Below are 24,197 nucleotides of genomic sequence, written 5' to 3'. Positions count from 1 at the left end.
TATAACATTTTTTTAATACTTTTGAAATTCACCAATCCAAAAACAAAAATTACGTTTCCTTTGAAAAATTACAAGAAAAAAATCATTTATCTTTCGATATTTGCAAGCCTGTTAAACATATCGTACGCACACTCCCAAACCACTGAAAAATCCTCACTTTACGATTACTTCGATGAGGCGGTTGGAAAAGACAATCTAAACATCAATAACGGAATCATTCATAGTGAATCTTTCCGCCCCTTAGAAGGTAAAAACAGATATTACATTGATGAGTTCAATCTTGGAGACATAAGTTTCGAAGGTCAGATTTATTCAAATGTTAATCTTAAATACGATATTCTTGTCGATCAAGTCATTTACAAACAGAATGGCTCTTCAGAAAATGTACCTATTAACCTAATTACCGATAAGGTCGATTACTTCTTTATTAAAAACAAAAAATTTGTCAACCTAAAAGAAGAATCGGTAAAATTTCCTTCTATAATAAAAGGTATTTATGAGGAGACATACATTGGAGACAATGTCTCTCTTTATATCAAGCATACCAAAGAAAAAGTAAAGTCTTTTCAAGCAGATATCATCTACTATAATTTCATTTATAAAATAGGCTATATCTTAAAATACAACAACTATTTCTATAAGGTCGAAACAGAAAAGGATTTCAAGAAAATTTTTCCAAATTTTAAGAAAGAAATAAACAATATTTATAATACCGATAAAAATTTAGAACGTTCCAACAAGCCCCAATTCATGGAAAATCTAACGAAACAAATCAATGGTCTTTTAAAAAAAAGTTCTAATTAAATGAAAAAAATTACTCTTATTCTATTTCTAATTGCCTTTCAACAAATCATATATTCTCAAGTAATCAGTGACAAAATATCTGTTGATTTTAAAAATGCCAATATAAAAACTGCTATTCAAGACATTGAAAAAGTGTCTTATTATAAATTTTATTTTGATGAAAAATGGTTTCAAAATGATAGCACATCGATAACCAAACAATATAAAGAGGTTAAAATTGGTGAAGTTCTTGAAGACGTTTTTCAAAATACGAGCTTTAATTTTTATATTTCTGAAAACAAGGTTATAGTAACTAATAACAGTATTATCTACAGTCAATTGCCAGATGATTATTTTGGAATTCCGCTAGAAAGAGATGAAAACGGACAAATAACTCCAATATTTTATCAGCAATACGACTCGATAAAAAAGACAAACTCTCGAAATCCTAATAAAAACATTCGAGATCTTGTTCTTATTGGTAAAGAAGTAAAAAATCAAAAAAAGAAATCTACTTATACACTATCTGGATTTATAAAAGGCGGAAAAAACAATTCTGGCCTTGCCAATATTGTAGTAAAAGTACCAAATTCCGAATTTTCTGCTGTAACAGACAAAAAAGGGTTCTACAGCTTGCAAGTCCCAGGAGGATTAAATGTAGTAGAAACCGAAAGTTTCTCCTATAATAAGGTCACTAAAAATATAATGGTTTATAATGATGGTTCATTAAGTTTTTCTTTAACGGACAATATAAACCAACTGGATGAAGTACTTATTAAAACCAATAAAAGTAAAAGCGCAAAATCTGCTATAACAGGAGTAACAACAATTGATTCTGAAGGAATTAAAAACGTTCCTTTGGTGCTTGGAGAGCGTGATATCCTTAAAGTTGCTTTAACTATGCCTGGAATAAAAACTGCTGGCGAAGGTTCAGCAGGATTTAACGTTAGAGGTGGTAAAGAAGATCAAAATCTATTCTTATTAGACCACGCTACTTTATATAATCCGTCACATTTCTTTGGCTTTTTTACAGCGCTAAATCCTTATACAACTAAAAAAGTAGACATTTATAAAGGAAGTATTCCTGCGGAATTTGGAGGAAGATTATCATCTGTTTTTGATATTTCATCCAAAAGTGGCAATGTCAACGAATTTCAAGGTGAAGGCGGTATTGGACCTGTGACCAGCAATTTAATGGTTTCAACCCCAATTGTAAAAGGAAAATCAAGCCTAGTTGCGGGAGGAAGAGCAACTTATTCAGATTATATTTTAAAAAGTCTTGACGATGAAAATTTAAAAAACAGCCAAGCTTCATTTTATGATTTAATTCTAAAATACAATCATAAAATAAATGCAAGTAACGATATTGAGTCTACCTTATATTACAGTCACGATAAATTTAGCGTTTCTTCAGATTCTTTATACAAATACAGCAACAGATTAGCGTCTTTAAAATGGAATCATACTTTTAATGAAAAAAATAAAGGCTCTCTGATTGTTACTAATAGTGAATATAAATTCAATATTGATTATGAGTCTGAAGGAGTAAACAATTTTGATTTTGGCTATAAAATCAACGAAACTCAGGCAATGATCAAAATGAACTATTTGTACAACCAAAAGCACAAATTTAGTTATGGTATTTCAACAAAATTATATTCTGTTGATCCTGGATATTTAAATCCGAAAAATCCTGAAAGTATTTTGGTTCCTATTGATGTAGAAACAGAAAAAGGCTTAGAATCTGCCGCATATATTGGTGATAATTTCAAAATAAGCGATAAATTTCTTCTTGATTTCGGTTTGCGCTATTCCACTTTTGCTGCTTTAGGAAAATCTACTCAGAGAATTTACGAGGATAATCAGCCTATAAGCGATGCTACTGTAATTGACACCAAAACTTATGGCAACAATGAAGTGATTAAAAGGTATGGCGGACTTGAACCGAGAGTCGCTGCAAGATATTTTATTACAGATGATTTTTCTGTAAGAGCAAGTTATGACAAAACATATCAATATATTCATTTACTATCTAACAACACCACACAATCGCCAACTGATATTTGGAAGCTTTCAGATTTAAACGTTAAACCAGAAAGTGCACAGCAAGTTTCTTTAGGTTTCTACAAAAATTTAAAAGACGGTGATGTTGAACTTAGTTTAGAAGGATATTATAAAAGATCTAAAAACATCTTGGATTACAAGGTTGGAGCTGAATTATTATTGAATGAAAATATTGAAACTGAACTTTTACAAGGTGAAGGAAAAGCTTATGGTGTCGAAGTTTTGTTAAAGAAACAAGTTGGAAAGTTAAATGGATGGCTTGGCTATACGTATTCAAGATCATTGATAAAACTTGACAGTCAATTTCAGCAGGAAAAGGTAAACAACGGAAAATACTTTCCTTCAAACTTTGATAAACCGCACGATTTCAGTGCCGTTTTAAACTATAAAATTACTAAACGTTATAGTTTTTCAAGTAATTTTACATATCAAACCGGAAGACCAATTACATATCCTATTGGAAAATATGATTATGGTAATGAGCAATACACCTTATATAGTGATCGCAACAAATTTAGAATCCCAGATTATTTCAGACTTGACGTTGGTCTAAATATCGAAGGAAACCATAAAATTAAAAAGTTAGCTCATAGTTTTTGGAATATTTCAGTGTATAATGTTTTAGGAAGAAACAATCCTTACTCGGTATTTTTTGTTACTGATAAAGGACAGATTAAAGCTTACAAAACATCTATTTTTTCTATTCCAATTCCTAGTATTACTTACAATTTCAAGTTCTAAAATCATGAAAAGTTTCATATATAAAATTAGTCTTTTATTCCTTCTTGTACTTGTGGCCAGCAGTTGTACAGAACAGTATGTTTTTCAGAACAATGATTTTGAAAGTGCTCTTGTTGTCGAAGGAACTATTACAAATGAAGTTAAAAATCAAACTATAAGACTTTCTCAAGTGTATCAACTTGAAGAAAGTGGCCCAAAAATGGAAAAAGGGGCAAATGTTTTTATTTCTGATGATCAGGGTAATGAATATCAGTTTGAAGAAAAAGATACTATATACGTATCTATAACTCCTTTTAAAGCAGAACCGGGAAGAAAATACCAATTAAAAATTAGAACAAGTGCGGGTAAAAACTATACCTCTGACGAACAGGTTCTAACTACCGAAACCAAAATTGACAATGTCACTGCAATTGCAACAACTGTGAATGGACAAAGAGGTGCACAGATTAATGTAAAAAGTTACGATCCGAGCAATACTTCAAAATACTACAGATACGAATATGCTGAAACGTACAAAATAGAAGCCCCATTATGGAGCCCTTTTGAAACATCTATACTAAATGTTCCTGCAGTTCCTGCAAACCCTGCTGAAGATTTTCCTGGTTCCCCAGCAAGAGAAGACATTGTAATAAGCCTTAGAAAAAAAGAAACCAGAACTTGTTATTCTACAAAAAAATCTAATGAGATCATTTTGAATAGCACAAATAATCTTGGTGAAGACAGAGTCAATTTCCCTGTACGATTTATTAGCAATCAAAACTACATAATCACCTATCGCTACAGTATTTTCGTAAAACAATATGTTCAAAATTTAGCAGCGTACACTTACTATGAAACTTTAAAAAATTTATCGAGTTCAGGAGGTATCCTTTCTCCAAAACAACCTGGATTTTTCTATGGAAATATTAAGTCTGTAGAGAATCCATCTGAAAAAGTAATTGGCTTTTTTGAAGTGTCATCTGTGTCTTCAGAGAGGATTTTCTTTAATTACGCGGATTTATTTCCAAGAGAACCACTTCCTCCTTACTACGAAAGTGATTGTGCAGTTAGAGAATTCAGAGATTGTATAGGAGACCCGCCATGTAGCGGTGCTCAATTACGTTCTGGTATAAGCAGTCGCTATCTATCCTATTTATCTTCTACTGGACTTGATTATTCTATGGTTAAAGCTCCATGTGGCGATTGTACAACGTTTTCATCTAATATTGTTCCTCCTTTTTGGGTAGAATAAATTTCAAAAAACATGAAATATTATATTAAATATAAAATATTAGTCCTATTTTTTCTGTCACTTATTTTTAATAGCTGCACAGAACAATATGCTTTTAAGAATGGTGATTTTGAAAGTGCATTAGTCGTTGAAGGCACAATTACGAATGAGCTTAAAAATCAAACCATTAAAATTTCTAAAGTTTATCAACTGGAAGAAACAGGGCCGAAATTTGAAACTGGCGCAAACGTCTATATCTTAGATGATCAGGGGACAGAATATCAATTTGAAGAAAAAGACACTGTTTATGCATCTATAACTCCATTCAAAGCAGAACCAGGAAGAAAATATCAATTAAAAATTAGAACAAAAGAAGCCAAAAATTATTCTTCGGATCAACAAACTTTAACGACAGAAACAAAAATTGATAATGTAACCGCAACCGTAGAAACGGTTAACGGACAAAGAGGTGTTCAAATAAATGTAAATAGTTATGACCCTACTAACACCTCAAAATATTATAGGTACGAATACACAGAAACTTATAAAATTATAGCTCCGATGTGGGATTCTCGGAAAGCAACAACAGAGGGAACTTCTATCATCATAAGTCCGAGAACAAAAGAAACAAGAACATGCTATTCTAGTAAAAAATCTGAAGAAATTATCTTGAATAGTACAAATAATCTCAGTGAAGACAGAGTTCATTTCCCTGTTCGTTTCATTAGTGACCAAAACTATATTATATCACATCGATATACAATTTTCGTAAAGCAATATATCCAAACTTTAGCCTCTTATAGTTTTTACAAAACGATGAGGGATATATCCTCAACTTCAGGAAATATCCTTTCCCCAAAACAACCAGGCTTCTTTTATGGAAATATAAAATCAGATGAAAATTCGGATGAGAAAGTTATTGGTTTTTTTGAAGTTTCTGCAGTTTCGTCTGAAAGAATTTATTTTAATTATGCTGATTTATTTCCTAAAGAGCCATTACCGCCATATTATGAAAGCAATTGTCTAATGCAGAAATTTAAAAATTGTGATGATGCAACGAACCCTGAATGTAACGGTGCTATCTTACGCTCACGAATTAATACTTTCACACTAGCATACTTTTCTTCAAGCGAAGCTGAAAATCTTTATTTTATGGTAAATACTCCATGTGGAGACTGTACTTCATTTTCTTCTAATATCATTCCTCCTTTTTGGGTAGATTAATACAATTTTAAAATCTCATGAAACACTTTTCTATACATAACCCGAATAATTTTTCAATTAGAATCAAACAATTACTGTTTTTGATGTTTTTGTTTATTCAAATCGAATTTGCTTGCGCCCAGAGTTTGCAAAACAAAAATTCATTACCAAATATTACCGATCAGGAAACTATTTTTATCCATTCAAATACAACAACTTTTTTGACTGGCGAGACATTATATTTCAAGTTATACTGTCTAAATCCATTAAATAATAAAACTAGCCAAATAAGCAAAATTGCTTATGTTGAATTGATTGACAGTGAAAAAAAACCACTCCAAAAAAACAAAATATACCTTGATAAAGGAATTGGAACTGGAGATTATTTTATACCTACAACCTTAAAAACAGGGAATTATAAAATTGTAGCATATACAAAATGGATGCTCAATAATGTTAATTCTCAAAAATATGAAATTGATATTTTTATTATTAACCCATTTCAAACTCAAGAACCAAATGACAATATTACATTTGACATAGCCAATCCTGGAAAATCGAATACAGTAATCCAAACCACAAATTCAAACTCTGAAAATGATAAAAGAATCGATTTATTATTTGACAAAGAAAGCTATTATACAAGAGAAAAGGTAGACTTAAAATTAAAGCATCTAACTGAAACAATTGAAAAAGGGAATTATTCTGTTTCGATAAGAAAAACAGACCAAATTCCGACATTAAAACAATTAAGTCCATCAGAGTTTGCAAAAAAAACTGCTGAAAACTATGTTAATACTCCAAACAGTTTTAATTATATTCCAGAAATTAGATCAGAATTAATTACTGGAAATCTAACTTCAAGTACTAATCAAAACGTAGCCAACAAATCGATTGCGTTATCGCTGCCAGGTAAGGAATATGTTTTAAAAATTGTAAAAACAAATGCTCAGGGAAAATTTGCATTTTTACTGGATCAATTTCCTAATTTTCCAAATGCAATTTTACAGGTACTTGATGAAAACCGAAACGATTATACTATCAATCTAGATCCGTTTCCAAAATTTGACGCTTCTTCATTACAGTTTTCATCAAAACTAAATTTATCGCCAGAATTAAAAAATGACATTGAAGAAAGATCAACAGCAAGTCAAATTCAAAATGCCTATTATCAAATCAAGAAAGACAGTTTGGTTACAGAGGCTGTTATGAATCCTTTTTTTACTACAATCGAAAAATCATATGTTTTAGATGATTATACCCGATTTCCAACTTTAAAAGAAAACATAGTAGAGATTATTGTAGAACTTTATTATAGAAAAAACAACGGAAAATATCAGCTCTTTATAAGAAACAATCAAAAAGATTTACAAATTTTTGGACCACCATTGGTACTTGTTGACGGGCTTTTAATTCAAGATCCAAGTGATCTTTTTGAGTACAACATGGCAAATGTCAATAAGGTTAGTTTAATTACAGAACCTTATGTATATGGTCCAAATTTATATGGCGGATTAATTAGTTTCGAAACCAAAAACAATGAATTTTCAGAGAATTATGCGAAGAAGTATCTAAAAACAATGGAACTTCAGCGTCCTAATCCTGAAAAAGTTTATAATAATCCTGACTATTCATCAGGAAATAAATTACAGAGAATTCCTGATTACAGATATCAATTATTATGGAAGCCAGATATTAATCTAAATACAAAAGAAGAAAATTTGTCATTTTACACTTCTGATATTAAAGGAAATTTTGAGGTCGTTCTAGAAGGTTTTACTGAAAATGGACACCCAGTTTACGTTTCTAAAAATATTACAGTAAAATAATTACCGTAAAAAAACAAATAAATAAAAGCCTTGATTGCATTGTAAATCAAGGCTTTTGTAATTTCAGACAATTAAAATTTTTAATTTTAAAAAAAATAAGATAATTTTTTTGTAACTTTTTCGATACTCCTTACGTATAACCATTTGTACACTTAAAAAATAGGGAGACAACAACATGAGACAACTTAAAATCACCAAGCAGGTAACTAATCGTGAAACTGCATCGTTAGATAAATATCTACAAGAAATTGGAAAAGTTGACCTAATTACCGCTGATGAAGAGGTAGAATTAGCACAAAGAATAAAGGCTGGTGATCAAAGAGCTTTAGAAAAACTAACAAAAGCCAACCTACGTTTCGTAGTATCTGTGGCTAAACAATATCAAAACCAAGGATTAACTCTTCCTGACTTAATTAATGAGGGAAACTTAGGTTTAATTAAAGCGGCTCAACGTTTTGATGAAACTCGTGGTTTCAAATTCATTTCTTACGCTGTATGGTGGATTCGTCAATCGATTCTTCAAGCTCTAGCTGAACAGTCTCGTATTGTACGTTTGCCATTAAATAAAATTGGTTCTATCAATAAAATCAACAAAATGTATGCTTTATTAGAGCAATCTAACGAGCGTCCACCTTCTGCTGAAGAAATTGCAAAAGAACTTGACATGACTGTAAACGACGTAAAAGAGTCTATGAAAAACTCTGGACGTCACCTATCTATGGATGCTCCTCTTGTTGAAGGAGAAGATTCTAACCTTTATGACGTATTACGTTCTGGTGAATCTCCAAATCCTGATAGAGAATTAATTCACGAATCTCTTCGTACTGAAATCGAACGTTCTTTAGAAACATTAACTCCAAGAGAGGCAGATGTTGTTCGTTTGTATTTTGGACTTGGCGATCAGCACCCAATGACTCTTGAAGAAATTGGAGAAACTTTCGACCTTACTCGTGAGCGTGTTCGTCAGATTAAAGAAAAAGCAATCCGTAGATTGAAACACACTTCTAGAAGTAAAATCCTTAAAACTTACTTAGGATAAGACAATATTTGTTTCAGGTTTAAAGTTTCAGGTTGCTTTTGTAACTTGAAACATAAAACTTGAAACCTTTGTACCGCAAACAACAGTTTGATTGACTGTTCGTTTTTTGATTGATGATTGAAACTCCGGCTGATTACCGGAGTTTTTTATTTTTAAAGTTTTTTTACCGCAAAGCACGCTAAGAATTACGCAAAGTTCACAAAGAAAAAAAGAAATAGCCACAGATTAAAGGATTTACACAGATTATAAAATCATTTTAATCCCTTTCATCTGTGGCAAAAAAACTTAGTGCACTTTGCGTAATTCTTAGCGTGCTTTGCGGTTAAATTATAATCAACAGTATAAAAAACTTTATCTTTGCAATAAAACAACACACAATGAAAAATACACTTATTGCTCCTTCAGTTCTTGCTGCCGATTTTGGTAATTTACAGCGCGATTCAGAAATGCTTAACAACAGTCAGGCAGATTGGTTTCATATCGATATTATGGATGGCGTTTTCGTTCCAAACATCTCATTCGGAATGCCAGTTTTAGAAGCAATTTCAAAACATGCCAAAAAATATATCGATGTACATTTAATGATTGTCGATCCAGACCGATACATTAAAACTTTTGCTGATTTAGGAGCAAATGGATTGACTGTACATTATGAAGCATGCACGCACTTACACAGAACACTACAAGCAATTAAAGCTGAAGGAATGAAAGCAGGTGTAGCTATGAATCCGCATACAAATGTTGACTTATTAGAGGATATCATCAACGACATCGATGTGGTTTGCATAATGAGCGTAAATCCAGGATTTGGAGGACAATCGTTCATCGAAAACACTTATGATAAGGTAAAGAAACTAAAAGCACTTATTACTCGTAAAAACGCTTCAACATTAATCGAAATTGACGGCGGTGTAACCAGCAAAAATGCAAAACAATTAGTCGAAGCTGGAGCAGATGTTTTAGTTGCTGGAAGTTTTGTTTTTAAAGCTGAAAATCCAACAGAAACCATAGCAGATTTAAAAAGCCTTACTACTTTTTAAATTTTATAAAGCAAAAAAAAGTCCAAAATAATTTTTGGACTTTTTTTTATTATATAAAACCTACTTAGGTTCAATCCAATAAGGATTCACTTTAAGTTTTTCCACAACATATTGGATCACTTTCTGAGCTTTCAAACTATTTCCAGATTCATCTAATGGCGGCGAAATAACAGCAATTCCAAATTTACCAGGACATATCGCCAGCATTCCTCCTCCTACACCACTTTTTGCTGGAAGTCCCGAATTAAAAAGCCAAATTCCAGAATTATCATAAAGACCTGCAGTTGCCATTACAGGTAAAGTATACATTACAGTTGCCTGACTAACCACCTTATTCTTTGTAACAGGATTAACGCCTCCATTTGCCAATGTGGCCGCCATTGTAGCAAGATCTTTTACATTTACATTCAATGCACATTGTTTAGTATAAATGTCTGTTGCTTGTACTGGATCAAAATACATTCTATTATAAGCCAATAACAAATGTGCAATAGCTTGATTTCTCAAATTATCACCAGCTTCACTTATATAAACAGGACGATTCATAGAAAGCTGCCTTCCAGCAAAGTCGCTCTGAACTTTCTGGATTTCTTTCCATTTTGCTACAGAATCATTACCTCGAATAAGACTTGTAGTTGCAATCGCTCCAGGATTTACGAGAGGATTTATTTTATCGCCTTTATGCATTTCTACTGCAACAATAGAATTAAATGGCAATCCAGTGGCATTTACGCCTACTTTGTCTTGCAAAAACTGTGGACCTTCTTGTTCAATTACTTTTGCCATCGTAAATACTTTCGATATACTTTGAATTGAAACCATCGATGTTATATCCCCTTTTGTATATACGACTCCCTCTGCAGTAACAATTGCAATACCAAAAATATTAGGATCAACATTAGCTAATTCTTTAATATAATCAGCATTTTTTCCTTCTTTTAAATCTTTAAATTTATTAAAGGCGTCGTTAAGCGTATTTTCTATATTTTGTTTATTCAGTATTGTTTGGCTATAGCCGTGGTTTATGATAAAAGCAATCATTAAACCAGCAAAAATCAATTGCTTGTTCATTTTAAAAAAAGGCATTCTTATTTCTATTCTAGATTAATTATAGGTAAACAGTATTTAATTAAAAATCTATACTGCTTTTTAAGTTTTTAAGATTTGGAAAGAAATCAATTCCAGTCATTTTTTCTAAAGTTTCGATTGGAACAACAAAATCATAAATGGATTTATCACTTTTTTCATTTGGCACTAAGAAAGCAATTGCCTTATGGTCTTTTCCTGATTTAGCTAAAACAATTTTATAAAAATATTTAGGAACCGCAACTTTCTCTGTTCCAATTTTTTTATCCGAATCTTTAGCAATTCCGCCAGTTACGACATAAATATCATCATATTTTCCTGCCCAATAGCGAGTTTTCTGCTCGATTCTATTCCAAATTCCTGCATTAAATTCTTTTTTCTGTGGAGAAATATTCGACGTATAAAAAGTATCATTATATGCATCTTTATTGAACTCCATATCACCAGCAGGACAAAGATGGCCTTTATCGTAGCCTGATTTTTTATAATTTCTCCAATCAGCCGAACCTGTTGTTACTTTTGGATCTTCTATAAAATAAGGTCTTTTGTAATCACTGTTTTTTAAATACTCCTTTTTCAATTCGTAAGCCACCCATTCTGCCTGTTCAAATTTTTCATTATAAGAAAGCGTGTAATATTGGTGCTTTACAATCTGTTTGGTTGTCGAAATCGGGAGATAAGCAACTGTGTACAAAGAATCTTTGTGAGTAGAATTTCCTTTAAAAGAAACCACTTCATTACCATTTATCTCTTCCTTAATTTGCGTATTTTCTTTTTTACATGATAACAATGCAAAACTTAGCAAAATCAAACCTACACAACCTTTCATATTTCTATTTTTAAAAGCGAACTTACAAAAAAACGCTCCATAAATTCAAAATTTATAGAGCGTTTTTAACAAATTAAATTCTTCTCGAACTTAAGACTTCACTAGTTTATCCTTTTTCATTTTAGGATTAACTGTAGTTTTTACCAAACTTTTTGTTTGCAAATCATCTAATACATTTAAAGCTTCTTCTACATAAACATCTTTAGATAATGCTTGGTGCCATGCGTCTCTTTTTTCTTTTAAAGAAGCATCAGCTTTCATTTCTTCTTCTTCATAAGGAAGTGATGTAAAAATCAGATCGTTTTTGTAATCAGAAATTGGCTTATATTTTTTTCCTTCGTTTTCAACTTGTTCCTGAGTCTCTTTGAAACTCTTAATATTCAAGCTATAAACGTTTTCTTTATTTTTAACATCAATCCATTTTGCATTATCATCAATTAATTTAAACTGAGGATTTTGTGCAATTCTGTTTCTACTGTTATTGATTGCTTTAGAAAAATTTTCATTAGACGTCCATGTGCTGTAATCGGCTGGATCAATTTTATCCCAAGGCATTGCATTATCAATATCTCTCTCGCCCATTTTAAGGTAAGCATAACGATCTGGCATTACAACATCACTATGAACTCCTTCAAGCTGAGTAGAACCACCGTTTATTCTGTAAAACTTCTGTCCTGTAATTTTCAATGCACCAAGATCTCCATAATTTGCGTTACGCACAAATTGATTTAAATCTAATACATTTTGAACAGTTCCTTTTCCGTAAGTCTGTTTACTTCCGATAATTACACCACGTTTGTAATCCTGAATTGCCGCTGCTAAAATCTCAGATGCCGAAGCAGAAAAACTGTTTACCATAATAACCAATGGACCATCCCACTCGATTTTTTTGTCTTTATCGTATAAAACTTCTTTCTTTTTACCAGCAGATTTTACCTGAACGATTGGTCCGTCTTCGATAAATAAACCTGCAATATCAACCACTGTAGAAAGAGATCCTCCACCATCATCACGAACGTCCAAAACAATACCGTTAACGTTTGCTTGTTTCAATCTTTCTACTTCGCGAGCAATATCTTTTCCTGCATCACGTCCGTCTTTATTTTCAAAATCGATATAGAACTTAGGAAGATAAATTACTCCGTATTTCAAGCCATTTTTCTCAACAACACTAGATTTAGCGTATGTTTCTTCAATTTCTACAACATCACGAATGATAGAAATTACTTTGATAGAACCATCTACTTTTTTAACTGTCAGTTTTACTTCGGTTCCTTTGTGACCTTTAATTTTTTTCACAACATCATCCAAGCGCATTCCAACAACATCAACCGGCTCTTCGTTTCCTTGAGCTACTTTTAAGATTAAATCTCCAGCTTCAAGCTGTTTTCCTTTCCAAGCTGGACCTCCAGAAATTAATTCATCAATTTGAGTAAAATCGTTTTTCTTAGTCAAACGAGCTCCGATACCTTCAAGTTTTCCACTGATATTTACATCAAAACGATCTTTTTCTTCTGGTGCAAAATAACTTGTGTGTGGATCAAAACGAGCCATGATAGAGTTCAAATACACAGAAAACCAGTAGTCTCTATTCAAATCTTTAATTACGCTAAAATTATCATCTAGAGATTTTAAAGAACTTTCACGAGTTTCTTTTTCTAAAGTTTCAAAAGATTTTTCTTTGTAAGCTGGATCTTTTTTCTTCTTTTCTTCTTCAATTTTTTGTTTTGTAACTAAAGAAGAAAGAGTAGATAATTTAATCTGTTTTCTCCATCTTTCATTAATCTCATTTAAGTTCTTTGCATACGGGATTTTCTCATAATCCGCATCAAAAGTCTCATCTACATTATAGTTAAATGGCTGACTTAAAATCGTTTTGTAACGTTTTTTACTTTCTTCCATACGCTTCATTAACCTTGTATAAGTAAGGTTAAAAAACGTAATATCTTTATTCAAAAACTGATCATCCAACATTAATTCATACTGTTTGAACTCATCAATATCAGACTGAAGAAAGAACCTTTTTGAAGGGTCTAAAGCATCAATATAATCCTTAAAAATACCTTTTGAAAACTCATCATTTATTTCTGCTGGACTATAATGTCCTTTTTCAATAACAAATGCTAATAATTCTAAAAGTGTCTTGTCTCTGTTCGGATCTGGGTCGATTGTCCTATCGGCATTCATCTTAAATGCAAATAATGTAAGCGATAAGCACAATACGGCTATGAGTATCTTATAATTTCTTTTCATAAACTTTATAATAGCATTCATCAATTTTTTTATCTAAGTTACGTTAAAAACTATGCCACGAGAGCTAACGCTTCGATAATTTTTTGTTAAAGATATAAAAATGTTTAATTCGTAAAAAAGTTCTTTACCTTAGTTGACAAATTTTACAGTATTTGTGACTTATCGCAAATAATTGTGATTAATTTTGTTCTTAAAATCTTACAATTGTTAAAACTACACATAAATATTTATTAAATGAAAGCTGAGAAACCACTTATATTAGTAACTAACGATGATGGTATTTTGGCTCCTGGAATTAGAGCCCTTATTAGCATTATGGAAACGATAGGCGATGTCATTGTTGTTGCACCAGACAAACCTCAAAGCGCCATGGGACACGCAATCACAGTCAACAATACTTTATTTATAGATAAAATTTCAAAAGACGATGACACAATTGCAGAGTACAGCTGCTCTGGAACCCCTGTAGATTGTGTAAAATTGGCAGTAAATGAAATCTTGAAACGCAAACCTGACTTATGCGTTTCGGGAATCAACCACGGATCGAATTCTTCTATCAATGTTATTTATTCTGGAACCATGAGCGCGGCCGTTGAAGCTGGAATTGAAGGTATTCAGGCAATCGGTTTTTCTCTTTTAGATTTTGATTGGAATGCTGATTTTGAACCGATCAAGTCTTTTGTGAAAAAAATCACTTTAGAAACTTTGGCCAATAAACTTCCTCCTGGAGTAGTTTTAAACGTCAACTTTCCAAAACTAAAAGAATCTGAAATTAAAGGCATTAAAGTTTGCCGTCAAGCGAAAGCGTATTACGCACAAAAGTTTGACAAAAGACAAACTCCATTTGGGAAAGATTATTACTGGCTTGCGGGCAAATTTGTAAACGAAGATAAAGGCGAAGATACCGATGAATGGGCTTTGGCAAACGGATACATTTCGGTTGTTCCTGTACAATTTGACTTGACCGCTCACCACTCTATTCAGCAACTTAATACTTGGAAATTAAATGACTAAAGAAATACTGATCGGTTTTATAATCGGAATTTTTACGGCTCTTTTAGGAAGTTATCTCTTCATCACTTTTTTTACCACATTTGACATTTCACAAGGATTTCAAATGATACGAGAATACGGATATCTTGGAAAAATAATTACCATAGGAACACTTTTAGATCTTGGCGTATTTGCTATTCTTTTAAAGAGGAACAAAGAATATATGGCTCGAGGCGTAATTTTAGCCGTGATTCTATTGGCAATTTCTACATTAGTTATTTAAATCTTATCTTTGCTAAGTTCCCTTTAACGGTTACAACTTTAGCACATTTACAAAAAAACCAACATGAAATATTACATAATTGCAGGAGAAGCCTCTGGAGATTTACACGGTTCAAATTTAATGAAAGCATTATATGTTGAAGATCCAGAAGCAGAAATTAGATTTTGGGGCGGAGACTTAATGCAGAAAGCAGGCGGAACTCTGGTAAAACACTATCGCGACCTAGCATTTATGGGCTTTATTGAAGTGGTTTTCAATTTAAAAACTATTTTAAACAATATCAAAATCTGTAAAAAAGACATCACAGAATTTAAACCAGACGTGATTATTTTTATTGATTATCCTGGTTTTAATATGCGAATTGCAAAATGGGCAAAAGAATTAGGCTATAAAACACACTATTATATTTCTCCTCAAATTTGGGCTTGGAAAGAAAACAGAATTAAAGCCATCAAACAAGATGTCGATAAGATGTTTGTGATTTTGCCTTTTGAGAAAAGTTTTTACGAAGACAAACATCATTTTCCTGTAGATTTTGTTGGACATCCGCTTATTGACGCCATTCAGAATCAGCCTGCTTTTGATGAAGCTTTATTTAGAAAAGAAAATAATCTAGGCGAAAAACCAATCATTGCTGTCCTACCAGGAAGTCGTAAACAGGAAATCACCAAAATGCTAAGTGTGATGCTGAGCGTTGTAGATGATTTTCAGGATTACGAATTTGTTATTGCAGGTGCTCCAAGTCAAGAATATGAGTTCTATCAGCAATTCTTAAAAAACAAAAACATCGCGTTTGTTTCAAATAAAACGTACGATTTGCTTCGCTCTTCAACCGCAGCTTTAGTAACTTCTGGAACTGCAACTCTTGAAACAGCGCTTTTTAAAGTGCCAGAAGTGGTTTGCTATAAAGGAAGTGAAGTTTCTTATCAGATTGCAAAACGTATTATCACCTTAAAATATATTTCTCTTGTCAATTTAATTATGGATCAAGAAGTGGTAACAGAATTGATTCAAGGAGATTGCAACAAAAAACGAATTAAAGAAGAGCTTCAAAAATTATTAGAGCCTAGCTATCGCAATAAAGTGCTACAAAATTACGATATATTAGAACAAAAACTTGGCGGAGTTGGAGCGAGTAAAAACACAGCAAGACTCATTGTTGCCGATTTAAAACAAACTTATTAATCTATTTTGAAAAGAATACTCCTTTTTCTGCTTTTGGCAGTTGCTTTTACTTCTTGTAAATCGACTTCTTCTGTTGCAAACAAAAACGAATCTAAAAGAGAAAACAGAACTTTAGTAAATAATCTAGTTGAAAAAGCTACTGACAATATTGGTGTTCGATATAAAGCAGGAGGAACCACAAAAAGCGGATTTGATTGTTCTGGATTGGTTTACACTACTTTTGAAAGCGAAAGCATCAATCTTCCGAGAAGTTCTTATGAGCAGGCAAAAATTGGAAAAGTGATTCCGTTAAATGATGCCAAAAAAGGTGATCTAATTTTCTTTAAAACCAACAAAAGCAGACAAATTAATCATGTTGGATTAATTACAGAAGTCAATTCTGATGAAATAAAATTTGTTCATTCCTCGACTTCAAAAGGAGTAATTATTTCCTCCACTAAAGAACCTTATTACAAAAACTCTTTTGAACAGGTTAACAGAGTAATTCCTTAAAAAGAGTATTTTTTTTTATTATTTTTCTTACAAATATTTAATACTTTTATGCCATGAAAGTATTAGATTTTCCGTTAGTAAAAATTACGTCAGCCTTTATAATTGGCATAATTGCTTCGTATTATCTTCATTTTTCCATCTCGGTAGTTTCCATTTTCGTCTCGATTAGTTTTATAGCATTTTCCGGAGTTTTCTTTTGGAATTTAAAACGCAATAAGAAATCGACATTATTCGGAATTTTGAGTTACATTTTATCTTTCTACATTGGAGCATTAACACTTTTATGCCATACACAAAGTCTTCAGAAAAATAATTATATAAATTGTCAGACCGCTTTCAAAAATTCTCAAGCCATAACATTAATCTTAAGAGAAAAATTAAAAAGCAACGATTTTAGCGATCGATACATTGGCCTCATAAAAACAATCTCAGGAAAAGCGTATTCAGGAAAAGTAATTGTAAATGTTCAAAAAGATAGCAGTCAAAATACTTTATTGATAGGAAATAGCATTAAACTTGAAACTGTACTTCAGCAAAATAAACCAAACAAAAATCCAAACCAGTTTGATTATAGCAGGTATTTGGCAGACAAACAAATCTACGCGCAGATTTATTGCCAGAAGAAAGAAATTCTGGTTAGCAAAACGATTCAAAAAGACATTTGGTATTACTGTGCAAAATTGCATTCCAGAATAATTTCCAATCTCGAAAAATCAAAATTCAATAAAGCTGAAATGAATGTTGCTTTGGCTCTAATTTTAGGACAGCAACAGGAGATTTCACAAGATATAATTCAAGATTATCAATATTCTGGAGCAACGCATATATTATCTGTTTCAGGGCTGCATGTAGGCTTTATAATGCTTTTTATCACTTTTATCCTTAAACCAATTCCAAACACAAGAAAAGGTTCTCTCTTTAAATTGGCATCAATCTTAATTTCATTGGTCGGTTTTGCTATAATTTCTGGTTTATCTCCTTCGGTTTTAAGATCTGTAGTTATGTTCTCATTTGTTGCAATCGGAAGTCATTTACGCAGAAATGGTAATATCTATCACACTTTATTAGTTTCTATTTTATTGATATTACTTTTTGAACCCTTTTTTTTATTTGATGTTGGTTTTCAATTAAGTTATATCGCCTTATTCTTTATTCTTTGGTTACATCCTATTTTAAAGAACCTTTATAAACCAAAGAACAAATTGACCGTTTATATTTGGGAAGCTTTGACCGTTTCTTTTGCTGCACAAATTGGTACTTTGCCTTTATGCCTTTACTATTTTCACCAATTTCCAGGTCTGTTTTTTGTCACAAACATCATTATCCTACCTGTTTTATCTTTTATTATGATTGCAGGAATAGTAATTATGATTATCGCCATTTTTACAAGTCCACCATTATTCATAACATTGATTTTTGAAAAAAGCATTTATCTTTTAAACTTAATGATTCATGCTGTAGCATCTGTCGATTCATTTGTCATTAGAGATATCCGTTTCAACCTCTATCATTTATGGACATTCTCCCTCTTTACAATTGGCTCAATAATCTGGATTAAAAAACCCAGCTTTAATAAATTGACATTAGTATTTACCACAATTATTTTGATTCAAATTTCTTTTATTCTGACTAAAATCGAAACCGAAAACAAAAACGAATTAATTGTTTATAATGAAAAAAGCAATACAATTATTTCTGAACGTTTAGGAAGAAACATTACACTTTATACCCGAGATACAATTCAGAAGAACATCAATACAAGAACTATAAATTCTTATCTCATTGGAAATTCAATCGCTCTGTCTAAAATCAAAGAGATTAAAAACGTGCTTTACTTTAAACACAACAAAATTCTAATAATTGACAGCGCTAAAGTTGTTCCAGAAAAAATTCACCCAGACATTTTAATCCTTACTCAAACTTCAAAAATAAATCTAGATCGAGTGCTGGAAGATATTCATCCAAAAGTTGTTATTGCAGATGGTTCAAATTCTAATTCGATTCAGAAATACTGGAAAAAAAGCTGTCTTAAAAAAAACATCCCTTTTCATTCAACAAAAGAAAAGGGATATTATCAACTATAATTTTTTATTCCGGATTTAAAATCGAATTAGATTCAGAAATCCAATTCTTAACTCCAGAAGCTTTATAAGCAATAAGCCCTAGTTTATTAAAATTGGTTTTTCCTTTCCTGACCGCGACTTCAGAAAAACATACTTGCGGAATATCTTCTATACCAAAAGCATTCTTTAATCTTAAATTTTGCTCTTTAACCGTTTCAGATGCGGTAGGATCAGAAAGGTCAAGTTTTAACAAAATAACGTTTTTACGTGCCCATTCTTCAAAATCTCGAGTAGAAAATATTTCATTCTGCAACTGAGGATTAACACCTTGAGCAGTAAAAAAAATCAATAGAGGTTTTCTTTTCTCAGCGCTCACAGCCACAGCATCATTAATGTCTGTTTTCCATATTACATTTTGAGAATTCATGTAAAACGGACTTAAAAACAGCAATAGGATAAGTAATTTTTTAGGCATATAATTTGGGTTTTGGTAGGTTAATACAACTAAATTAATACAAAAACACAATCCAATAAAAAATTTAAGCTATTAAAAATCAACCTTTAAGCATTAAAATGAAATTGATAATAAATAAGCTGTTTTTTAACAAATGTAAAATAAACACTCTTCGAAATAATCAAATTCTTTACCTCTTATTTTTAGATCAAAAAAAATCCCTCTCTGCATGAAACAGAAAGGGACTAAAAAAAATTAAAATAAAAGTCGAATGAAATCGTTTACTATTCTGCTGGGTGCAAAATTGCATTTGATTCTGCAATCCACGCTTTTGCTCCTCCAGGTTTGTAGGCTATTTTTCCTAAAGCACTAAATGTAGTTTTGTTTTTTCGTACTGATGCCATTGCAAAACATACTTCTGGAAGATCTTGAACTCCAAATGCATTTTTCAATTTTACGTTTTGCTCGCGATCACTATCTGAAGCATTCATATCAGATAAATCTAATTTTACCAAGACCACGTTGTCACGCGACCATACGGCAAAATCGGGTGTTTTAAAGATTTCATTTTGAAGATTTTCTGGTACACCTGAGGCAGTGAATAAAATCAACATTGGTTTTTTCTGGTCATTACTTATAGCAATAGCATCTGTCATGTTTGTTCTCCATGCTAAGTTTTGTGCTTGCATCATAAATGAACCTAAAAAAAACAGTAGGATAAGTAATTTTTTAGTCATATAAATTGGTTTTGGTTAGATTAGCAAGACGAAATTAACATTATATTTTAGTTATCCAAATTTTATTAGCACAAAAAATACATTATGTGTTTTTTTAAATATAATAAAATAAAAAATACTCAATCAACCACAAATTTGCAAAGAGTTTTTCTTACTAAACAAAAAAAGCCTCTTACTGAGTAAGAGGCTTTTTCATTTATCTTTTTTAATTAAAAACTACAATTTCTTCGGATGCACAATTTCTTCCGCAACAGTTAACCATGCTGACGGCCCGCCGGCAACATATCCTGTTTTACCAAGACCTTTAAAGTTTACCCTACCATCTTTTGTTTCTGCACTAGTAAAGAAAACCGTCGGAAACCCTTGAATTCCAAAAGCTTGCTGCAATTCGTTATTCTGACTTTTAAGCTCTGGTGTCTGAGGAACGGATCTAGGATAATCTAACTCAACTAAAACCACATTATCTGTTGCCCATTTTTTAAACTCAGCAGTCTTTAAAACTTCATTTTGTAAACGAATACACCATCCGCACCAATCACTGCCTGTAAAAAACATCAGCATAGGCTTCTGTTCTTTGTTACTAACAGTAATTGCTTCTCTAACATCTGTATACCATTTTAATTCTTGTGCCTGTAGATTAGCAGCACCGATTAAAAACAAAGCAATAAGTACTATTTTTTTCATAATGGGAAATTTTTCACAAATTTATGCAAAAAGTTATTACAACATAATTATTTAACTTCTTGCATTAATTTTCTAATTAACGGGGTAAAAACAATTAAAACAACTCCAGCAATTAAAGAATATAGCGCTAATTGATAATATCCGTCTGTATAAGCAATAAGTTTAGACATTAATGTAGTTCCAGTGTTGGCATCAGATATTTCAGCTCCCAATTTCCCAGCAGCAAACTGACCAAATGCACTTGACAGGAACCATAATCCCATCATCATTCCAAACAATCTTTTAGGCGATAATTTTGTAATTACCGACATTCCGATTGGACCAATACACAACTCTCCAAGCGTATACACAAGATATCCTAAAGCAAAAACATCTAGAGAACTTAATCCGTCTGCATCAACAAAAAATCTAGCAGAGTAAAAAATGAAGAAACCTGCCGCAAGCAAAACAAATGATAAACCGAACTTAATAACAGTATTAGGTTCAATTTTTCGTTTAGCCATAAATATCCATAACAATCCTACCAACGGACTAAAAATAACAACATACAATGAGTTGATACTATTATTTACTACGTTTGGATCAATATTAAAAAACAATAACTTGTTAGATAAATTATCTTTTGCAAACAAAGACAATGACCCTCCAGATTGCTCCGAAATTGCCATAAACATAAAGTATCCAAAAATAAACACAAATGCAGCTAAAAGTTTTCGTTGTTGTTTTCCATCCTTTAGCATTATCAATTCATATGCAAAGTACCCTAATGCCACTATTCCCATAGTATACATAAAGTACTCTGTAAAATCAGAATTGATAACCATTATATAAACTAATGGTATTACAACAAAAGAACCAACATAAACCGCTATTTCATAAAGATTACGTTTTTTCGGCGCTTGATTTTCTAATGGAGAATTTCCAATTGGCGCTAAATGTTTTTTCGTTAAAAGAAAAGTAATAACTCCAATTACCATAACAATTGCTGCAGAAAGAAAGCAAAGACTCCAAGAATAGTTCTTTCCTAAATAAATAGGAATTGCTCCACCAAGCATTCCACCTATATTAATTCCTGCATAAAACAATCCGTAACCAGCATCACGACGGCCGTCGTTTTCATGATACAACTCTCCTACCATCGAAGAAACGTTTGGTTTAAAAAAACCTGTTCCAATAATAGAAAGTGTTATTCCGTAATAAAAGAAATCATGGGGAGAAGCCGCAATAAGCAAGTTTCCAAGAATCATGACAATTCCTCCAAAAAGAAGTGATTTCTTAAACCCTAAAATTTTATCAGCAAAAATTCCACCAATAAAAGTAAATGCATATACAAAAGCCTGAATTGCTCCATATTGCAAATTTGCTTTTCCTTCCACTAGACCTAATTGGTCTACCATAAAAAAAGCCAGAACCCCACGCATTCCGTAGAAACAAAAACGTTCCCACATTTCAACCAAAAACAAGTACCACAATTGTTTTGGGTACTTGCCTTTAAAATTTTGAATTTCTTCTAAAGTAATATTGTTTTCCATTTTTTTATCTAACACCGTGCATTAATTTTTTCAATAGTGGTGTTAAAGCAAATAATAAGATTGCAGCAATACCTGTAAGTACAACAAATACCATAAAGAATTCATATAAATTATGGATTTCAAATCCTGCAAAAATTGGATTTTGTGCACTAATTTGATGGTGATCCAATAAAGATATTTGCTCTGCCGATAATGTTACTTTTTTATCTAAAACCGCTTGAAGATCGATTCCTAATTCTTTTGCTTTTGCAAATTTATCACCAGTTGCAGGCAAGATAGAACCCAAAGTTCCTCCTAAAGCATATCCTGATGCATTAGATAAAAAGAATACTCCGTATAATAATGATGCAAAACGTTTTGGAGATAATTTACCAACCAAAGACAAACCAATTGGAGATAAACACAATTCAGCACATGTATTTAAGAAATACAATAAGATTAACCATTTAACTAGCAATAAACCAGAAGTTCCGATATAAGAAACTTGAGTTGCAATCATAAAGAAACTCACAGAAATTATCACTAAACCAGCTGCTAATTTTACAGGAGAGATCGGCTCTTTTCCTTTAGCTCTTAAAGTATCCCAAAGAATACTAAAAGGAACTGCTAAAACCACAACAAACATTCCGTTAAAAATCTGAACCATCGATGGAGGCATTGCCCAACCAAAGAAATGCCTGTCTGTTTGGTTATCTGCAATAAAAGTTAAAGATGAACCTGCTTGCTCAAACGCCGCCCAGAAGAAAATAATAAAGAACGACACGATGTAAATTACAATAATTCTATCTCTTTCAACTTTAGTCAAAGAAGTATCAGATATAATTAATCCTGCCAAAGCTAAACCACTTGAATAAATTAAAGTATAAATTAAGTTCTGACCTACAACATAATGAAAAAAGAATCCTAAAGCGATAAACGCAATTCCTGCAACTGCCAAAGCCTTATTAGAAAAGTTTGCTTTTTGCGCTTCTCCTTCTTCAAAATCTGAAGCATCATTTTTAGAAGGAAGTCCTCCTAATGGTTTTCCTTCTGGAGAAACTACATATTTATTTTTCAGGAAATAGAAAAGAACTGTCCCTAACAACATTGCAACAGAAGCTGCCAAGAATCCCCATCTAAAAGCATGAATATCTCTAATTCCTCCTGCGTCTTTAACATCTCCTAATAAAGGACAGATAGACTGGCCTAAAAATGCTCCGATGTTAATTCCCATATAGAAAATAGTAAAAGCACTATCTAATTTGGTTTTTTCTTGTTTTGGATATAAACTTCCAACCATACTAGAAATGTTTGGTTTGAAGAATCCATTACCAAAAACAATTACTCCTAACGCAGAGTACATGATGATTTTTGCTAAACCTAAATTAGATCCAAAAACGCTCCCGCTCGTAAACAAAAGCAATTGTCCTATTGCCATCAATAATCCTCCTAATAAGATACAATTTCTGTTTCCTAAATATCGGTCAGCAACAAAACCACCTAACATTGGTGTCAAATAACAAAGTCCAAGAAAACCTCCATAAATTAATGACGCTTCCTCTTCTTTCATCAATAATGAATTCACAAGAAATAAAGTCAATAAAGCTCGCATTCCATAAAAATTGAACCGCTCCCACATCTCAGTTCCAAACAATACCCAAAGTCCTTTTGGATGCGCAGTTTTCACTTGATTTTCTCCCATATTATTCGTTTATTTA

General features: G+C 32.0%; 20 protein-coding genes. 12 read left to right on the top strand and 8 right to left on the bottom strand.

All coding sequences use genetic code 11. The annotated features are described in order from the left end of the window. Positions 1 to 60 precede the first annotated feature (60 nt). From OZP10_RS11090 to rpe, 7 genes are all read left to right on the top strand, one after another. Positions 61 to 804: a hypothetical protein gene (locus OZP10_RS11090; protein ID WP_281634677.1), complete on the top strand. Its 744-nt coding sequence runs from the start codon at positions 61 to 63 to the stop codon at positions 802 to 804. Beyond that, a complete protein-coding gene (locus tag OZP10_RS11085) occupies positions 805 to 3,588 on the top strand; it encodes a TonB-dependent receptor (RefSeq protein WP_281634676.1) in 2,784 nt (927 codons plus the stop codon). A 4-nt stretch (positions 3,589 to 3,592) separates the two neighbouring features. Then, positions 3,593 to 4,819 (top strand): DUF4249 domain-containing protein, encoded by a 1,227-nt coding sequence (locus OZP10_RS11080; protein ID WP_281634675.1) that lies wholly within the window; start codon positions 3,593 to 3,595, stop codon positions 4,817 to 4,819. 12 nt (positions 4,820 to 4,831) lie between these two features. Then, the gene (locus OZP10_RS11075; protein WP_281634674.1) at positions 4,832 to 6,022 is read left to right on the top strand and encodes a DUF4249 domain-containing protein; all 1,191 of its coding nucleotides are present in this window, start codon (positions 4,832 to 4,834) and stop codon (positions 6,020 to 6,022) included. Positions 6,023 to 6,039: 17 nt separating this feature from the next. After that, positions 6,040 to 7,830 (top strand): hypothetical protein, encoded by a 1,791-nt coding sequence (locus OZP10_RS11070; protein ID WP_281634673.1) that lies wholly within the window; start codon positions 6,040 to 6,042, stop codon positions 7,828 to 7,830. A gap of 175 nt (positions 7,831 to 8,005) precedes the next feature. After that, positions 8,006 to 8,869 (top strand): sigma-70 family RNA polymerase sigma factor, encoded by an 864-nt coding sequence (locus OZP10_RS11065; RefSeq protein ID WP_007804760.1) that lies wholly within the window; start codon positions 8,006 to 8,008, stop codon positions 8,867 to 8,869. 377 nt (positions 8,870 to 9,246) lie between these two features. Next, positions 9,247 to 9,909 (top strand): ribulose-phosphate 3-epimerase, encoded by a 663-nt coding sequence (rpe, locus tag OZP10_RS11060; protein WP_177211144.1) that lies wholly within the window; start codon positions 9,247 to 9,249, stop codon positions 9,907 to 9,909. A gap of 60 nt (positions 9,910 to 9,969) precedes the next feature. Here the strand turns inward: rpe and glsA are convergent, their stop codons facing one another. The 3 genes from glsA to OZP10_RS11045 form a co-directional block, all read right to left on the bottom strand. Further along, a complete protein-coding gene (gene glsA / locus OZP10_RS11055; protein WP_281634672.1) occupies positions 9,970 to 10,995 on the bottom strand; it encodes a glutaminase A in 1,026 nt (341 codons plus the stop codon). 43 nt (positions 10,996 to 11,038) lie between these two features. Beyond that, positions 11,039 to 11,824 (bottom strand): DNA/RNA non-specific endonuclease, encoded by a 786-nt coding sequence (locus tag OZP10_RS11050; protein WP_281634671.1) that lies wholly within the window; start codon positions 11,822 to 11,824, stop codon positions 11,039 to 11,041. A 90-nt stretch (positions 11,825 to 11,914) separates the two neighbouring features. Next, positions 11,915 to 14,098, bottom strand: coding sequence for a carboxy terminal-processing peptidase (locus OZP10_RS11045; protein WP_177211147.1), 2,184 nt, complete (start codon positions 14,096 to 14,098; stop codon positions 11,915 to 11,917). A gap of 213 nt (positions 14,099 to 14,311) precedes the next feature. Here OZP10_RS11045 and surE point away from each other — a divergent pair, with 213 nt between their 5' ends. From surE to OZP10_RS11020, 5 genes are all read left to right on the top strand, one after another. Continuing rightward, on the top strand, positions 14,312 to 15,091 hold the full coding sequence (gene surE / locus OZP10_RS11040) for a 5'/3'-nucleotidase SurE (RefSeq protein ID WP_281634670.1): 780 nt from the start codon (positions 14,312 to 14,314) through the stop codon (positions 15,089 to 15,091). Beyond that, complete coding sequence (locus OZP10_RS11035) at positions 15,084 to 15,353, top strand: hypothetical protein (protein WP_281634669.1); 270 nt, start codon at positions 15,084 to 15,086, stop codon at positions 15,351 to 15,353. The genes surE and OZP10_RS11035 overlap by 8 nt, the downstream gene beginning before the upstream one ends. A 63-nt stretch (positions 15,354 to 15,416) precedes the next feature. Beyond that, positions 15,417 to 16,538: a lipid-A-disaccharide synthase gene (gene lpxB, locus OZP10_RS11030; protein WP_281634668.1), complete on the top strand. Its 1,122-nt coding sequence runs from the start codon at positions 15,417 to 15,419 to the stop codon at positions 16,536 to 16,538. Positions 16,539 to 16,544: 6 nt separating this feature from the next. Then, positions 16,545 to 17,030: a C40 family peptidase gene (locus OZP10_RS11025; protein WP_281634667.1), complete on the top strand. Its 486-nt coding sequence runs from the start codon at positions 16,545 to 16,547 to the stop codon at positions 17,028 to 17,030. A 53-nt stretch (positions 17,031 to 17,083) separates the two neighbouring features. Then, on the top strand, positions 17,084 to 19,114 hold the full coding sequence (locus tag OZP10_RS11020) for a ComEC/Rec2 family competence protein (RefSeq protein WP_281634666.1): 2,031 nt from the start codon (positions 17,084 to 17,086) through the stop codon (positions 19,112 to 19,114). Positions 19,115 to 19,118: 4 nt separating this feature from the next. On the opposite strand, the gene OZP10_RS11015 is transcribed toward OZP10_RS11020, so the two are convergent. The 5 genes from OZP10_RS11015 to OZP10_RS10995 form a co-directional block, all read right to left on the bottom strand. After that, positions 19,119 to 19,568, bottom strand: a complete 450-nt coding sequence (locus tag OZP10_RS11015) for a thioredoxin domain-containing protein (protein WP_281634665.1) — start codon at positions 19,566 to 19,568, stop codon at positions 19,119 to 19,121. Between the two features lie 263 nt (positions 19,569 to 19,831). After that, on the bottom strand, positions 19,832 to 20,284 hold the full coding sequence (locus OZP10_RS11010) for a thioredoxin domain-containing protein (protein ID WP_281634664.1): 453 nt from the start codon (positions 20,282 to 20,284) through the stop codon (positions 19,832 to 19,834). A gap of 216 nt (positions 20,285 to 20,500) precedes the next feature. Further along, on the bottom strand, positions 20,501 to 20,968 hold the full coding sequence (locus OZP10_RS11005; protein WP_177211154.1) for a thioredoxin family protein: 468 nt from the start codon (positions 20,966 to 20,968) through the stop codon (positions 20,501 to 20,503). 47 nt (positions 20,969 to 21,015) lie between these two features. Beyond that, a complete protein-coding gene (locus OZP10_RS11000; RefSeq protein WP_281634663.1) occupies positions 21,016 to 22,500 on the bottom strand; it encodes a peptide MFS transporter in 1,485 nt (494 codons plus the stop codon). A 4-nt stretch (positions 22,501 to 22,504) separates the two neighbouring features. Beyond that, on the bottom strand, positions 22,505 to 24,181 hold the full coding sequence (locus tag OZP10_RS10995) for a peptide MFS transporter (RefSeq protein ID WP_281634662.1): 1,677 nt from the start codon (positions 24,179 to 24,181) through the stop codon (positions 22,505 to 22,507). Positions 24,182 to 24,197: the final 16 nt, after the last annotated feature.

The organism is Flavobacterium luteolum (assembly GCF_027111275.1).
GTDB lineage: Bacteria > Bacteroidota > Bacteroidia > Flavobacteriales > Flavobacteriaceae > Flavobacterium > Flavobacterium luteolum.
The sequence above is the reverse complement of the archived record's forward strand: the minus strand, read 5'-3'. Positions and strand labels throughout refer to the sequence as shown.